This window comes from Corynebacterium sp. MSK071 (genome assembly GCF_030232125.1).
Taxonomy (GTDB): Bacteria; Actinomycetota; Actinomycetes; order Mycobacteriales; family Mycobacteriaceae; genus Corynebacterium; species Corynebacterium kefirresidentii.
Window position 1 is genome coordinate 122398 of the sequence record NZ_JASPJA010000003.1, and the last position, 14705, is coordinate 137102.

Annotated in this window: 13 protein-coding genes; 8 read left to right on the forward strand and 5 right to left on the reverse strand. The window is 57.8% G+C overall.

Annotation, left to right across the window (positions count from 1 at the left end):
• Positions 1–57 precede the first annotated feature (57 nt).
• Genes rlmN through QP990_RS03235 form a run of 3 tightly spaced genes read left to right on the forward strand, consistent with a single transcriptional unit; the run spans position 58 to position 3629 of the window.
• Complete coding sequence (gene rlmN, locus QP990_RS03225) at positions 58–1182, forward strand: 23S rRNA (adenine(2503)-C(2))-methyltransferase RlmN (RefSeq protein ID WP_284798495.1); 1125 nt, start codon at positions 58–60, stop codon at positions 1180–1182.
• An 18-nt stretch (positions 1183–1200) separates the two neighbouring features.
• The gene (locus QP990_RS03230) at positions 1201–2031 is read left to right on the forward strand and encodes an ABC transporter ATP-binding protein (protein WP_284798399.1); all 831 of its coding nucleotides are present in this window, start codon (positions 1201–1203) and stop codon (positions 2029–2031) included.
• Between the two features lie 5 nt (positions 2032–2036).
• Positions 2037–3629 (forward strand): hypothetical protein, encoded by a 1593-nt coding sequence (locus QP990_RS03235; protein WP_284798401.1) that lies wholly within the window; start codon positions 2037–2039, stop codon positions 3627–3629.
• A 180-nt stretch (positions 3630–3809) separates the two neighbouring features.
• Here QP990_RS03235 and QP990_RS03240 read toward each other — a convergent pair whose 3' ends face one another.
• On the reverse strand, positions 3810–4271 hold the full coding sequence (locus QP990_RS03240; protein WP_023021307.1) for a DUF2631 domain-containing protein: 462 nt from the start codon (positions 4269–4271) through the stop codon (positions 3810–3812).
• Between the two features lie 177 nt (positions 4272–4448).
• Between QP990_RS03240 and dxr the strand changes: the two genes are divergently transcribed.
• The 5 genes from dxr (at position 4449) to map (ending at position 10984) form a co-directional block, all read left to right on the forward strand.
• Positions 4449–5609, forward strand: a complete 1161-nt coding sequence (gene dxr / locus QP990_RS03245) for a 1-deoxy-D-xylulose-5-phosphate reductoisomerase (protein WP_284798403.1) — start codon at positions 4449–4451, stop codon at positions 5607–5609.
• A gap of 14 nt (positions 5610–5623) precedes the next feature.
• Complete coding sequence (locus QP990_RS03250; protein ID WP_284798405.1) at positions 5624–6832, forward strand: RIP metalloprotease; 1209 nt, start codon at positions 5624–5626, stop codon at positions 6830–6832.
• Between the two features lie 105 nt (positions 6833–6937).
• Positions 6938–8101, forward strand: coding sequence for a flavodoxin-dependent (E)-4-hydroxy-3-methylbut-2-enyl-diphosphate synthase (gene ispG, locus QP990_RS03255; protein ID WP_023021310.1), 1164 nt, complete (start codon positions 6938–6940; stop codon positions 8099–8101).
• Positions 8102–8182: 81 nt separating this feature from the next.
• On the forward strand, positions 8183–10036 hold the full coding sequence (locus QP990_RS03260; RefSeq protein WP_284798407.1) for a penicillin-binding transpeptidase domain-containing protein: 1854 nt from the start codon (positions 8183–8185) through the stop codon (positions 10034–10036).
• Positions 10037–10114: 78 nt separating this feature from the next.
• Entirely contained in the window at positions 10115–10984 is an 870-nt protein-coding gene (gene map / locus QP990_RS03265; RefSeq protein WP_200288930.1) for a type I methionyl aminopeptidase, read from the forward strand.
• Positions 10985–11156: 172 nt separating this feature from the next.
• Here the strand turns inward: map and QP990_RS03270 are convergent, their stop codons facing one another.
• From QP990_RS03270 to QP990_RS03285, 4 genes are all read right to left on the reverse strand, one after another.
• Complete coding sequence (locus QP990_RS03270; RefSeq protein ID WP_200288931.1) at positions 11157–11555, reverse strand: hypothetical protein; 399 nt, start codon at positions 11553–11555, stop codon at positions 11157–11159.
• Positions 11556–11602: 47 nt separating this feature from the next.
• Entirely contained in the window at positions 11603–11992 is a 390-nt protein-coding gene (locus QP990_RS03275; RefSeq protein ID WP_284798410.1) for a hypothetical protein, read from the reverse strand.
• A 132-nt stretch (positions 11993–12124) separates the two neighbouring features.
• On the reverse strand, positions 12125–13528 hold the full coding sequence (mtr, locus tag QP990_RS03280; protein WP_200288933.1) for a mycothione reductase: 1404 nt from the start codon (positions 13526–13528) through the stop codon (positions 12125–12127).
• Positions 13529–13555: 27 nt separating this feature from the next.
• Entirely contained in the window at positions 13556–14587 is a 1032-nt protein-coding gene (locus tag QP990_RS03285) for an alpha/beta hydrolase (RefSeq protein ID WP_284798412.1), read from the reverse strand.
• Positions 14588–14705: the final 118 nt, after the last annotated feature.

A 14705-nucleotide genomic window follows, 5' to 3' on the forward strand; every position in this document is an offset into this window, starting at 1 on the left:
CGATTATGCCACTTGGCGCGGCCTTCAATTGGAAAATCCCACGCAGACCGTGGAATGATGGGCAATATTATGGCTCAACCAGTGAAACTTAACTTTTCCGCCCCACGCCGCGGACTTCCCCCGAAACATTTCGCGGACCTGACCGAAGACGAGCGCATTGACAAGCTCGCAGAAATTGGCCTGCCTAAATTCCGTGCGAAGCAGCTGGCTAAGCACTATTACGAGCACTACACCGACAATGTCGAGGATATGACCGATATCCCCGCCGGCAAGCGCGAAGCAGTCAAGGAAGCCTTCTTCCCTGAGCTGATGAAACCCATCCGGACCACCTCCACGGACGACGGCGAGACCACTAAGTCCCTGTGGCGGTTGCACGACGGCACGCTACTGGAATCAGTGCTGATGCGCTACCCAGGTCGCGCTACTTTGTGTATTTCTTCCCAGGCAGGGTGCGGCATGGCCTGCCCGTTCTGCGCTACTGGCCAGGGCGGCCTTGATCGTAACTTGTCCACGGGCGAGATTGTCGAGCAATTCCGCCACGCTGCGTCCGCCATGGCTGCAGAAGGTGGGCGTTTGTCCAACGTTGTCTTTATGGGCATGGGTGAGCCGCTGGCCAACTATAAGCGCGTGGTCCAGGCCGTACGTCAGATTACTGGCCAGGATGGTACGGGTTTTGGCCTTTCCCAGCGCAACGTGACCGTCTCCACCGTGGGCTTGGCTCCGGCAATTCGCAAGCTTGCGGACGAAGACTTGGCCTGCACTCTGGCCGTTTCCTTGCACACTCCGGACGATGAGCTGCGTGACGGTCTAGTGCCGGTCAACAACCGGTGGTCTGTTGATGAGGTGCTGGATGCCGCGCGCTACTATGCGGATAAGTCCGCCCGCCGCGTGTCCATTGAGTACGCCCTGATTCGCGATAAGAATGACCAGGATTTCCGCGCCGATATGCTGGGGTGCAAGCTGCACCAGAAGTTGGGCTCCAAGGTCCACGTTAATGTTATTCCGCTGAACCCCACGCCGGGCTCAGAGTGGGATGCGGCCCCGCAAGACCGCCAGGACGAGTTCGTGCGTCGCGTGCAAGCCCAAGGCGTTCCCTGCACGGTGCGCGATACAAAGGGCGATGAGATTGCGGCGGCTTGTGGTCAGCTTGCAGCGGATGAGCGGGAAGATAAGTCAGCCTAACTGATAAGATTGGCGGACATGATTGTTCCGAATTATCCGCCACTTGCAGATGATCCGACCACGCAGGCCTTTGCCGTGCGCGGTCTGAACAAAATTTTCGCTGGACGCCCCGTGGTGTCGAATTTGAGCCTCGACATCCCGCAGGGCTCTATTTATGGCATCGTTGGCCCCAATGGCGCGGGCAAAACCACCATGTTGACCATGGCGTGTGGCCTGCTGCGCCCTGATAGCGGCGAGGCCTTTATTGCCGGGCACAATACGTGGCAGGATCCGCTGCCAGCCAAAGCGGCCATGGGACTGCTTGTCGATGGCGCTCCGGTCTTCGACCGTTTATCGGGCCCAGAGTACTTGTTCTATCTCGGCGCATTGCGCCGCATGGATCAAGCCGAAGTGGAGCACCGCAGCGCACAGCTTTTGGATGCCTTACAGCTTGCCGACGCCGCCGATAAACCCATCGCGGACTACTCCGCCGGCATGACTAAAAAGATACTTCTGGCGGGCGCGCTTCTGCATAACCCAGAGGTCGTGATACTAGATGAGCCTCTAGAGGCAGTGGATCCCGTTTCGGGGCAGCTTATTCAAGAGATCCTGCGCGCCTATGTCGCCCGCGGAGGCACAGTAATCCTGTCTTCACACGTTATGCAATTAGTGGAAGGCTTATGCGATCACGTAGCCATCATCGCCGGCGGCCAGGTGCTCTCCGCCGGCCACGTGGAAGATGTGCGCCAGGGCGGCAGCCTGACGGATGCCTTCATCCACTTCGCCGGTGGGAGTGAATTTGATGCGGACTCTTTCGAGTGGTTGCGCAGCGAAGGCGGCACAACGCGGCGCGAAGAAGGGGAGGAGTAGACGCAATGACTTCGACGCTCCTCAAGCTGCACCGCACGCTGTGGGCGCGCAGCCTTAAAGCGAATGCTGCAGCGGTTATGATCCCGATCTGCCTTTTGCTCTATGGACTCATCGGGCTAGCATCGCTCGCCGCTCTTGCTGCGGCAGATGTTTCCACCGGAACTGGGAACGTGCAAGCCCTAACCGTGGCCCCTGGTCTTGGCACGCTGGCTTTCATCGTTATCACCCTCATCATGCCCAGTGGCGAGAACCAGCTATCTGCCCGCGAGCTTTCCGCGTTTCCGCTGCGGCTGAAAGACATCACACCGGCACTCGCTATCGCCTCGGTGCTTAATCTGCGCGCCCCGGTATCAGTCTTGCTGTCCATTGCTTATGCGGTGGCCGGAAGCGTGGTCCTGGCGGCAAACGGGAAGGCATTGTTCATCTTGCCTTTCTGTCTAGGAATGCTTTTCGCCCTTGTGCTGACGCTGGTGCTGGCGGATCTCGCGGTCTATGTGGGGGCTACTGCCGCGGAGCTTAGTTCCACGAAGCTTAAGGCCTTGGGCTCGGTGGCGGTGTTCGTGCTTATCTTCGGCTCGAGTAAACTTTCTTCTCTCGCGGGCTCTGACTTTCCGTTGGGAACTGTAGGTGAAGGATTAGCGTGGACGCCTGTTGGAGCACCGGTGGGGTGGGCGCTTGCGCTTGCTCAAGGCGAGCTAGTGAAAGCCTGCGCACAATTTCTCATCGCTGTAGTAACGCTGGGTCTAGCTGTGTGGACGTGGCATCGATTGCTGCGGCGGCAATTCGAGCACCGTACGGTTTCCCCGTCGGCACGCAATCACCGTGAGAAGTCCAAGGGGATAAGCCGGTTTTCCCTTGGTTCCTTTTCCTATAGCAGCCCTGCTGCCATGGAATTTACGCGCTCGCTGCGCTATATTTTCCGTGACTCCCGCCTTATTGGCAGCATTATCATGCAGCCAATTCTGGCAGTCGTCTTGATTATCCAGGGCTTTGCTACTGACTCCGATTTATCGTCAGTAGGTCTGTTATTTCTGGGGCTGATAGGCGGAATCGTCGCTACCAATGATTTTGGTTATGACGGTCCAAGCCTGTGGGTAAAGATGGCCGCCCCAGTTCGCCCGCGCACGCTGCTCTACGCGCGGCACTGGGCGCACGTGGCCCTATCCGCCATAATTTTTGTGCTCACGGCGATGCTGCTTTTTGCATTCAGTGCGGATAAAGCTCTCACTGCCTGTTTGGTGGTTGCTGCCCTGGGAATCTTCACTTCTTCCGCCGGATTGTCATTGCTGCTCACCACCTTTAATCCCTTTGCCACCGCGCGGCCTGGCGGGAATATGTGGGCGGATAAATCCGGATACTCGGCTAGCGCCTTCTTAAGCGCTATTTTGAGTTTGTTTATTGGCTGGACGCCCATCATCCCAGGCGTCATCCCAATGGCTATCGGCTACGGCTCGAACATGGTGCTGGTCGCGCTGGGGTTTGTACTCGTCATAGCCGTGCCTGTTGCGTGTTATGTCCTCGCACTGCGGGTCAGTGGCAAGCGCGTCGATAACACCCTGCCCGAGATCTACGCCAAGGTGGGCCACTGGGTGTCTTAAAACTCGGGCGCTTCTTAGCAAGTATCGCCCACACCGCGCTCTTGCTAAGGGTGGGTGTGGGCAGGGCAGCACCCAGCAGAGTGAGCGCTGAGTAAGGGGAGAGGCGTCGGCAAGCGGAGGCAAAAAGAAACCGCCGACCTTCGCGGGGAAGGGCGGCGGTAGCTAAAGTGTGCTGAAAGCTTAGAGCGCGTGCTTGCTGGAGGAAACCGGGGTGGCGTTGTTAGTGCCTGGCTCAACGCGCAGGTGAGAAACGCGGGAAGGCTCGATATTCAGCGCGCGCAGCTGGGAATCGCTCAGCTCGGCGTACACACCGGTGTTGGTCTTTTGGTCGTAGACCCAGTCTGGCTCCTGGTGGCCCACCGGCTGGTTGCGGGCGGTCACGGTGCGCACCTGGTGCAGCTTAGGCTGGAAAGCATGAATGAGCAGGCCGATTACCAGCAGGACAGTCAGTACGACGAGCCAGACAGTCTCAACGTGGCCCTTGTGATTACCAAAGTGGTAGGCGATCAAGAAGAGAACGGAAATCCAACCGGCGATCTGCACGCCCGAGCGGCTGATGCGGGACCAACCGAATCCTGCGGATGGGACGTCCTCAGTAGAAACACCGTCATATACCTGCGGTACCGGCTTGTGGGAAGACACTTGCTCTCCTTCGCTTCTGCGTATGCCCGTCTGCGCGATGGGCGTGCGGGCACACCAATGCCATTTGTCTGCTACACATTCTAAATCATCGCGCCTTAGATGGCGATTAAACACCCCCGCCGCAGTACTGGTTACCTGCCATGCCCGCCCCGTGGTGATGGGCGCTAGGGTGGAAGGGTGACTACACAGCGAATACTCATTCTTGGTTCCACCGGTTCAATCGGCACGCAGGCTCTGGAAGTTATTGCGGATAATCCCGATAAATTCGAGGTAGTGGGAATCGCGGCGGGCGGCTCCAACCCGCAGCTCATCATTGAACAGGCTCGTCGCCTCAACCTTTCGTTTGACCACGTTGCAGTGGCTAAAGAGGATGCTGCTGCCGAGGTTTCCGCTGCCTTAGGCGGTTCGGTATTAAGTGGCGCCGATGCTGCAGAGAACCTAGTGCGTTCGACTCCGGCCGATACTGTGCTCAATGCTCTAGTGGGATCCCTCGGCCTTAAAGCCACTCTAGCGACGCTGGAGATGGGGGAGTACTTGGCCTTGGCCAATAAGGAATCCCTCGTCGCCGGTGGCACGCTCGTCACCCAGGCCGCGCGCCCTGGTCAAATCATTCCCGTCGATTCGGAACATTCCGCCATGGCGCAGTGTCTGCGCGCCGGCGAGGAAGGGGAGCTGGATAAGCTTGTTCTTACCGCCTCAGGCGGTCCCTTCCGTGGTTGGTCGCGCGAAGAGATGTGGGACGTGACCCCAGAGCAGGCGGCGCAGCACCCGACCTGGTCTATGGGCCAGATGAATACCCTCAATTCAGCAACGCTCATGAATAAAGGTCTGGAGCTCATTGAGGCGACGCTGCTCTTTGACATCGACCCTGAGCGTATCGATGTCACCGTGCATCCACAGTCCATTATTCACTCTATGGCTACTTTCAAAGATGGCTGCACCATCGCCCAAGTTTCGCCGCCGTCGATGAAGCTGCCGATTTCGCTGGCGCTGAATTGGCCGCACCGCGTGCCGGGTGCGCAGCCTTCCTTAGATTTTGTGCAGGCGCATGAGTGGCGTTTTGAGCCGCTTGACGATGCCGCCTTTCCCGCCGTCGATCTCGCCCGGCGCGCCGCGGCCGAGGGAACGGGGGTCATTTATAACGCCGCCAATGAGGAAGCGGCGGCCGCATTTTTATCCGGGCGTATCCATTTTCCAGAAATCGTGGACGTAGTGGGCAAGGTCCTTGATTCCGCTTCTGAGTTTGCTGGTGTAGTCTCTAGCCTCGATGAAATCCTCGCAGTAGAAGGCGGGGCGCGCAGGCGCGCGAATGCGCTGATTGATTCGCTGGCTGACTAGAAAGCTTTCACACCATGGCAAATTTGCTGGGCATTGTGCTTTTCGCCCTCGGCATTGGGCTGACCGTAGCGCTGCATGAAGCAGGCCATATGCTTAGCGCGCGTGCCTTTGGTATGCGCGTGCGCCGCTACTTTATCGGCTTTGGTCCGCGCGTATTTTCCTTCCGGAAGGGGCACACGGAATACGGGCTGGCGGCCTTCCCTGTGGGCGGCTTTTGCGATATCGCCGGAATGACTGCCCAGGATGAATTCCTCACCGAGGAAGAAGAACCCCACGCCATGTATAAAAAGCCGTGGTGGCAGCGCATCATCGTGATGGCAGGCGGTATTGTCGTCAACCTGATTTTGGGCTTCATTATTTTGTATTTTGTGGCCATGACGGCTGGCCTGCCCAACCCGGATGCCGATGTGCGCCCCCGCGTAGGCGAGGTGACCTGCTCGGCCAATCAGAAGCCGAACCAAGAGCTGGAAAAGTGTACGGGTCCAGGCCCCGCCGGAAAGGCCGGTGTGCGGGAGGGCGATATCATCGTCGCCTTCGAGGGCCAGAAGATAGACTCTTTTACCCAGCTGCGCGATGAGGTAATGCAGCGTCCTGGTGACACCATCACGCTGACAGTTGAGCGCGATGGAAAAGATAAAGACATCCCAGTCCACCTGGATACCGTTAAGCGGCTCAATAAGGACGGAGAACTTATAGATGCCGGCTCTATCGGGTTGAGCAATCAGCTTATCGACGTCGTCGAAAAGCACGGCCCTGTTGACGCGCTACCAGCAACGTGGCGGTTTAGTACCTACTCGTTGGAAGCAACGGTAGATGGCCTCAAGCAATTTCCTGGCAAGGTGCCGGGCGTGGTGGCCTCCATCTTTGGCCACGAACGCGAAGCTGACGGCCCGATGTCCGTTGTCGGCGCTTCCCGTGTGGGCGGCGAATTGGCGGAGCGTTCCCTGTGGTCGATGTTCTTTATGATGCTGGCTACGCTGAACTTCTTCCTCGCTCTATTTAACCTAGTTCCGCTGCCGCCTTTCGACGGCGGGCATATCGCCGTCATCATCTATGAAAAGCTGCGCGATGGCATCCGCAAGCTCGCGGGCAAGCCGGCCTTGGGCCCGGCCGATTACACCAAGTTGATGCCGGTGACCTATGTGATGGCCGCACTGCTGATGGGCGTCGGCGTCATCGTTATCGTCGCCGATGTAGTTAACCCTATCCGTCTATTTGGTTAGCAGCCGTGTCCCCACAGCGCGCACTTCAGGCATAAGCAAGCAGTGCTAGAGTGGGGGCGTTAATCACCCACCTTATAAATTTCTGTGCTTCAACAAGGAGAATTCATGTCGACCCCCATCGGTCTAGGAATCCCAGACGGCCCGCCACCAGTACTGCACCCGCGCCGTAAGACTCGGCAGTTGCAGGTGGGCCCGGTCGGTGTCGGCTCTGACTCACCAATTTCGGTGCAGTCGATGACCAATACGAAGACGCACGACATCAATGGCACACTGCAGCAGATTGCGCAGCTGACCGCTTCCGGCTGCGATATCGTGCGTGTGGCTTGTCCTAAGCCCATCGATGCGGAAGCACTTCCGGCCATTGCTAAGAAGTCGCCCATCCCGGTGATTGCGGATATCCACTTCCAGCCTAAGTACATCTTCCAAGCCATCGATGCCGGCTGTGCCGCCATCCGTGTTAACCCGGGCAATATCCGCGAGTTCGACGGTCGCGTGAAGGAAGTTGCTAAGGCTGCAGGCGATGCCGGCATTCCTATCCGCATCGGCGTTAATGGTGGTTCTTTGGATAAGCGCCTGCTGGAAAAGTACGGCAAAGCCACCCCGGAGGCACTCGTCGAGTCCGCCATTTGGGAAGCTGGCCTGTTTGAGGAGCACGGCTACGGCGATATCGCTATTTCCGTCAAGCACTCCGACCCTGTCCTGATGGTGGAGGCGTACCGCCAGCTGGCGGAAAAGACTGACTATCCGTTGCACTTGGGTGTGACCGAGGCAGGCCCGAAGTTCATGGGAACCATTAAGTCCTCGGTTGCCTTCGGCGCGCTACTGGCAGAGGGCATTGGCGATACCATTCGCGTGTCCTTGTCCGCGCCGCCAGTAGAGGAGATCAAGGTAGGCGACCAGATCTTGCAGTCGCTCAATTTGCGCCCGCGCAAGTTGGAGATCGTGTCCTGCCCTTCCTGCGGCCGCGCTCAGGTGGACGTCTACAAGCTGGCAGAGGAAGTTACCGCTGGCTTGGAGGGCATGGAGTTCCCGCTGCGCGTTGCCGTTATGGGTTGCGTTGTCAACGGTCCGGGCGAGGCACGCGATGCTGACCTCGGCGTTGCTTCCGGCAATGGTAAGGGCCAGATCTTTGTCAAGGGCGAGGTCGTTCGCACCGTGCCGGAAGACAAGATTGTAGAAACCCTCATTGAAGAAGCCATGCGCATTGCCGATGAGCAGGGCATGGAGGCCGTGGAAGGCGCTAAGGCTGAGGTTCGCGTAACCCAGTAATCCACCCACATTAAGTAGACTGCCCCGCACTTCGGTGTGGGGCAGTCTTTTTTAGCTCTTGCGCTGCTAGAGTGCCAAGACATGAAGAAGTTGGTCGCGCTGGTTGCAACTATCACGCTCGCTTCCACCAGCGTGGTTGCTTGTACCCCGAAGCCGGTATCTGCAGAACCGGTGGCGGAGGAATTCCTCGAAGGGATGGAATCTCGCAATAACGACGGTTTGGCCGCGCTTACCGATTCCCCCTCTGACGCCACCGCCGCCCTGGACGCCACCTACTCCGGCCTGCAGGCCGAGGGGCTCGATATTGAGCTAGAAGGTGTCGATCAAGACGAGAACCTCGCTACGGCGAACTACAAGGTCACCTGGGATCTGCCCAAGGAACGCACCTTGAGCTATGACACGCAGATGACGCTTACTAAGACCGAGGATGAGTGGACGGTGCGCTGGAAGCCGAGCCTTATCCACCCAGACTTGGGCGCAAACCAGCACTTGGAACTGCGCGCATTGGAGGCAAAGCGTGCCAGCGTGGTCTCTTCCAATGGAGTGGAATTGATGAGCCCAGGGCTGAACTACCGGCTGGTGGTAGATATCAGTTCCTTGGAGGATGTGCGCCCTACCGCGGCAAAGATTAGCGGTGCGTTGGCAGCTGCCCATCGTCAGGATGATTCAATTGCAGAGATTGATGCCAAGGATTTGGCCAAGAAATTGGAGGATGCGGATGGTTCTTTCTCCGTAACTATGTTCACAGAAGACCAAGCCAAGGCTGTGCGTCCCAAGGTGGAAGGCATGGACGGTGTGCGCCTCAACGAGGAGCCAGCCTTGGTTACCCGCAACCGCGGTCTTGCGCCCGATCTCATGTCGCGCGTGCGTTCTGCGGTCCAAGACGAGGTCGATGGTCAAACTGGCTGGTCCATTTCCGTGGTCAATGAAAATGGTGCGGCACTCTCGGACGTCGAAAAGCATGATCCCAATGCTGCGCCATCGATAAAGGTTGGTCTCGATTACGATGTGCAGCGCGCCGCGCAAGAAGCGGTAAACGAGCGTGCCGATTCGCAGGCAATGCTCGTAGCCATCCGACCTTCCAATGGCGATATTTTGGCCGTAGCGCAAACCGAGAAGGCTGATGAGGACGGCGACGTCGCCCTCCAAGGCCAGTACCCACCCGGTTCTGTTTTCAAAATTCTCACCGCCGCGGCTGGCGTGGACAAACAGGGCCTAAATACCGATACCATCGTTCCGTGCCCGGGCACTATGGATATCTATGGCCGCGTAGTGACCAACTACAATTCTTTTTCTTTGGGCAGTGTTCCGCTTAGCCAAGCCTTCGCGCAGTCTTGTAACACCACCTTTGCGGATATCTCCACCAAGCTCAAGCCTGGTGAGCTGAAGGATATGGGCAAGAAATTTGGCTTCGGCGTTGAGTACGACATCCCCGGGTTGACGACCATCACTGGCTCTATTCCAGACGGAAAGGAGCCATTGGAACGCACTGAATCCGGATATGGTCAGGGCTACGACTTGGCAAGTCCTTTTGGCATGGCCCTTGTTTCTGCCACGGTTGCCAACGGCAAGACACCTACGCCTACGCTGATTGAAGGCCATAAGACTAAAGCGTCCGAGAAACCACAGCAGATTTCCAAGCCCGTGCTGGACAATGTCCGAGCTATGATGCGCCAAGTGGTCACCAGCGGTACCGCGCGCAGCATGGTCGCTGGCGGCACCATCTATGGCAAGACCGGTGAGGCGGAAATCAATGAAGGCTCGCACGCCTGGTTTACCGGCTACCGGGAAGAAGATGATATTGCCTTTGCCACCCTCGTGGTTTTGGGTGGCGGCTCCGATGCCTCGGTCAATATCACCAGCAATTTCTTGCAGAAGGTCGATGCCTACCGCTCCGGTCCGCACGAAGGGGCAGCGCCGCCGGCCGAGGGATAGTCGCCGCGCTGCGTCTGCAACCCCGCCGCAGGACCCCGGCTCCCGCGTTCGCGGTGGAGAGGACTACCATGGGAAACCATGAGCAATCGAGGAAAGCTAAAGCCAGGCAAGCCCACTCCGATCCTCACCGTTCCGGAAAGCATTGAGCGACCGGAGTACGCGTGGAAGGATGAGGTACAAGAGGGCATTGGCGAGCCCTATGTCCAGTCCCCAGAGGTCATTGAGAAGATGCGCGAGGCCTGCAAGATTGCGGCCAACGCCCTCAAGGAGGCTGGAAAGGCCGTTAAGCCGGGGGTAACTACTGATTATGTAGACCGCGTGGCACACGAATACATGTGTGACCACGGCGCTTACCCTTCTACGCTGGGGTACCGTGGCTTCCCTAAGTCCAGCTGCGTATCCCTTAATGAGATTGTCTGCCACGGCATCCCAGACACCACCGTGATTGAAGATGGTGACATCGTCAATATCGATATCACCGCGTATAAGAACGGGGTGCACGGCGATAATAACGCTACCTTCCTTGCCGGCGATGTCTCCGAGGAGCACCGCCTGCTGGTAGAGCGCACGAAAGAGGCCACGATGCGCGGCATTAAGGCTGCAAAGCCTGGCCGTGAGATTAACGTCATCGGTCGAGTTATCGAGTCTTATGCCAAGCGTTTTGGTTATAACGTCGTGCGCGACTTTACCGGCCACGGCGTCGGCCCGACTTTCCACAACGGCCTAGTTGTCTTGCACCATGACTCGACCGTCTACCGCGATATCCTCGAGCCGGGTATGACGCTTACCGTCGAGCCGATGATTAATCTTGGCTCGCTGGATTACGAGATCTGGGATGATGACTGGACCGTCCAAAACACGGACGGCAAGTTCACCGCCCAGTTTGAGCACACCCTCGTCATTACTGAGGACGGCAACGAAATCCTTACCATCCCCGATGAGGACTAAGCTTCGCTAACGAAGGCCGCCTCCACGACCCCAAGCGGGGAAGTGGAGGCGGCCTTTTGCGTACTTTGCTTGCCGACATCCCGCGCAAGGCATCAGCACTCAGCACGTAGCTGCACATAGCAAAGGGGCCCCTGCAAGCCCTAGCTATCTAGAGCCAATCTGCGGCTAATAATTAGCGGCGGAAGATTGGGTCCAAGATGTGCTGCGGGACGATGCCGGTGTAAACGGCGTAGTTGTAAGCGCCGATGATTGCGCCGACAATGGAGGTGATGCCCAGTGCGGTAGCACCCTTCTTCCAGTTGGAAGCCCACTCCGGGATGTCTTCGGAGGTTTCGGTGCCGAACATGTCCTCGCCGGTGACCTGGTTGTCAGGAGTTACGACAGGCTTGCCGTCCTCGCCCTCGGTCCATGCGCCCCAGTCCTTGCCCAGCTGGGTGAGGGAGCTGGAAGAAGAGGAGGAGGTGGTGTTCTCGTTGGTGGAGGGGGTCTCTGCAGAAGCAACTGCGGTGCCGCCGAAAGCTACGGTGACTGCGGTAGCAGCAGCAACGGCTGCGGTGCGGAAGTTACGCATTGTGAAAATACCTTTCGGAATTTTTGATTGAGCCGAGTGGCTGTTGCTTAGAAGGAAGGGCCGTGTACGAAGAAGTTGTAAACAGGGCCGATGATGCCGCCGAGCAGGGCGCCAACGCCTGCTAGCACGGTAGCACCGTAGAAGACCTTTGCCCATGCTGGCTGGCCGGAGAAGTCCTTGGAAGAACCGAAGATGCCAACGGCGTTAGCTGCCTGGTCGCCCTCGAGCTTGTTGCCGATCTTGGAGGACAGGGAAGGGGTGTAGTCCTCAGGGGTCTGGTCTTCCGTCTGGCCTGCGCCAGTCTTGGAAGGACCTGCCTGCTCTACTGGGACAGTGTTGCCGTTCTGGTTAACGTCGGCGGAAGCAACGGTGGTGCCCCCAGTAAATCTAGTAAAACTCTTGTCCTTTTGCGCGTCAAAGACCGGAATTTCATCCATTAAATTAACGTGTGTCCCTAAATGGTGGTGAATTTCCTGCAGTCACGAATGTGACTTCCTTGGCGTGAAATGGGAATATGCCCTGGAAGCTGGGAAAAATCTGGGTATGTATGAGGAAGGTCACGTAACAATTTACTTTTGCCACTCCAGTCCCAAAAGGGCGTTTTCCACTACTTCTGGTAGCGCGGGGTGAATCCAATATTGGTTGCGGGTGAACTCCCGCATGTCCAACGAGTAGGCCATCGCGGTAATCAATTGCTGGATGAGGGTAGAAGCCTGCGGTCCCATCAAGTGAGCTCCGAGAAGCTGCCCGGTAGCGCGATCTGCCACTAGCTTGCATATACCGGTTTTATCTTCCATGGCCCAGCCGTAGGCAACATCGCCAAAGTTCTGCACCTTGACGGTTACATCGAAGCCTTCCTCGCGAGCCTGCTTTTCGGTCCGGCCCACCGTTGCGATCTGCGGGTGGGTAAAGACGGCGGCAGGGACATTGTCATGGGGGAGCGGGCGGAGGTCTTCTGGGTGCAGCAGGTTGTGCTGTACGGAGCGCATCTCGGCATTGGCTACGTGCTTGAGCATGTACGGCGAAGAGACGTCGCCAAGCGCCCATACGCCCTCGGCAGTGGTGCGGCCGAACTCATCGGTTTTTACGCGGCCGTCGGCAAGCAGCTCAATGCCTGCCTTATCCATATCCATCTGATCGCCATTGGGGGTGCGCCCAGTGGCAACCAGAATGGCCTCTGCCTCAATAGAGGTGCCATCATCTAGCTCCAACCGCACTCCCTTGTCGGTCTTCTCGAGCTGGGTGCCATTGGCAATGCGGACGTCGAAGCGCTCGCGAGCAATCTGATTGAAGCGACTAGATAGATCATCATCAAGGTGGCGCAGCAAAGTCTCGGAGCGATTGACCACGGTGACCTCCGTGCCGAGCCCGTCAAAGACATGGGCAAACTCCATGGCGATATAGCCACCGCCCACCACAATGAGGCTTTGTGGCTGATGGTCCATGCGCATGATGTCTTCATTGGTGTAGTACTTCACGCCAGACTTGGCATAGACCTCTGGAATGACCGGGCGGGAGCCGGCCGCGATGACGATTTGCTCGCCAGTGATGACATGTTCGCCGGTCTGAATAGTCTTCGGGCCAATAAAGCGGGCGTGCTCGTCAAATACGGTGATATTTGGGGTTTCCTCCCCGCGGCGGTACTGCTCGCCGCCCTTGGCAATCTGGTCGATGCGGTTGGTGAAGACGCGGTCCACGATGGAATCCCAATCCACGCTATTGACCTGAGCATCTAGGCCTAGACGGCCGGCCTCGCGCGCGGCCAAGGCGATATCGGCGGCATAGACATACATTTTAGTGGGAATGCAGCCCACGTTGAGGCAGGTACCGCCAAAAGTACCCTTTTCAATGATGGCGATCTTTTGGTCATCAAACTCCGGGCTAGGGATGGAGTTTCCGGAGCCGGTGCCGATGATGATGAGGTCAAAATGTTCCTCGGCCGCGGGCGTATGGTTCTGGTGTGAAGAAGTCACGTTTATTCCTTATATATAGGGACTAAATTACTGGACGGGTTTAGCGGAATCTAAGACGGTGGGCAACCACTCATCGCAGGCGTTGAAGGCCTCTTGCAGCGGATCCGGAAGGGATAGAAAAACATCGTGCCTAGCGCCCTTGATGGGGTGCAAGGTGTAGTGAGCGCTTAGTTCCTTTGCCCAGCGGCGCGTTTGGGCAACGTCGATGATGACATCCGCGTGGTTCGCGGTATCGGAATAAGGCCGGCCCAGTTGAGTGCGAGTGGACTGCAGCGTCAAAATTGGTACGCCGGCATCGATACGACCGCTATGGATGGCATCAAAGCCATGGAATACTGCGGCTAGCCAGCCAACATACTTCTTATGGCCAGCCAGTGGCTTAAAGCGGAGGTCAAAATCCCACTCGCCGTAGAAATCTTGGTGAACAGACTCGCCGTAGGCGGTGAAGTTGCCACCGGGCAGGGGAGTCCTGGGGACGATGCGGCCAAGTGCGTACAACAGCGGTTTGAGCGGGGTAAGAACCTGGCCGGGCACGCCCATCATGTCGAGCCACGGGCTATTGAGGATGAGCCCCTTCAAGCGCTGGTGGCGTTCGTAGTCGGTTCGGCGCAGATGATCCATCCATAGCGGGGCGATGAGGCCACCGGTGGAGTGAGCGATGAAGATAACCTCATCATTAGGGATGGCATCGAGTGCAGCGGTGAGGTCAGCAAAGTAGAACGCCAAGTCCGATACATAGTGCCATGACTGGCCGGAGCGGCGCGAGCGACCACACTTGCGCAGATCCACAGCATAAAAGTCATAACCTTGGGCGGCAAAGTGCTCGGCTACGTGGGTGTGGAAGAAGTAGTCGGTCATACCGTGTAGCCACACCAAAGCCGGGCGCGATGAGGCGGCGGATGGTTCGCGTGCCGCATCGTCCGCCTGCTGCGGTGCGTAGTGCACCAGCGTGGTGGCCACGTTGCCCTCGCCGTCGGGGTCGACGCCTAAGTCAATGGTGGCAGCTTCATAGTCGGGGCCGAGTTTGTCTGGGCCCCATACCGGGGAGTGTGTAACCATGCCTCGATTCTAGGTGTAATAAAGGATTTATGGTGCTGGTGTTGGGGTGTAGATAGTGGGGGCGGAAATTCCCACATTTTTGCCACTGGTCTGGGGGAGAAATCCCAAATTGCATAAG

What these genes read in the sequence shown, in the direction of transcription:
- rlmN (WP_284798495.1), top strand. Translation starts at nt 58, where the DNA reads ATGGGCAATATTATGGCTCAACCAGTGAAACTTAACTTTTCCGCCCCA.
- QP990_RS03230 (WP_284798399.1), top strand. Translation starts at nt 1,201, where the DNA reads ATGATTGTTCCGAATTATCCGCCACTTGCAGATGATCCGACCACGCAG.
- QP990_RS03235 (WP_284798401.1), top strand. Translation starts at nt 2,037, where the DNA reads ATGACTTCGACGCTCCTCAAGCTGCACCGCACGCTGTGGGCGCGCAGC.
- QP990_RS03250 (WP_284798405.1), top strand. Translation starts at nt 5,624, where the DNA reads ATGGCAAATTTGCTGGGCATTGTGCTTTTCGCCCTCGGCATTGGGCTG.
- ispG (WP_023021310.1), top strand. Translation starts at nt 6,938, where the DNA reads ATGTCGACCCCCATCGGTCTAGGAATCCCAGACGGCCCGCCACCAGTA.
- QP990_RS03260 (WP_284798407.1), top strand. Translation starts at nt 8,183, where the DNA reads ATGAAGAAGTTGGTCGCGCTGGTTGCAACTATCACGCTCGCTTCCACC.
- map (WP_200288930.1), top strand. Translation starts at nt 10,115, where the DNA reads ATGAGCAATCGAGGAAAGCTAAAGCCAGGCAAGCCCACTCCGATCCTC.
- QP990_RS03270 (WP_200288931.1), bottom strand. Translation starts at nt 11,555, where the DNA reads ATGCGTAACTTCCGCACCGCAGCCGTTGCTGCTGCTACCGCAGTCACC.
- QP990_RS03275 (WP_284798410.1), bottom strand. Translation starts at nt 11,992, where the DNA reads ATGGATGAAATTCCGGTCTTTGACGCGCAAAAGGACAAGAGTTTTACT.
- QP990_RS03285 (WP_284798412.1), bottom strand. Translation starts at nt 14,587, where the DNA reads ATGGTTACACACTCCCCGGTATGGGGCCCAGACAAACTCGGCCCCGAC.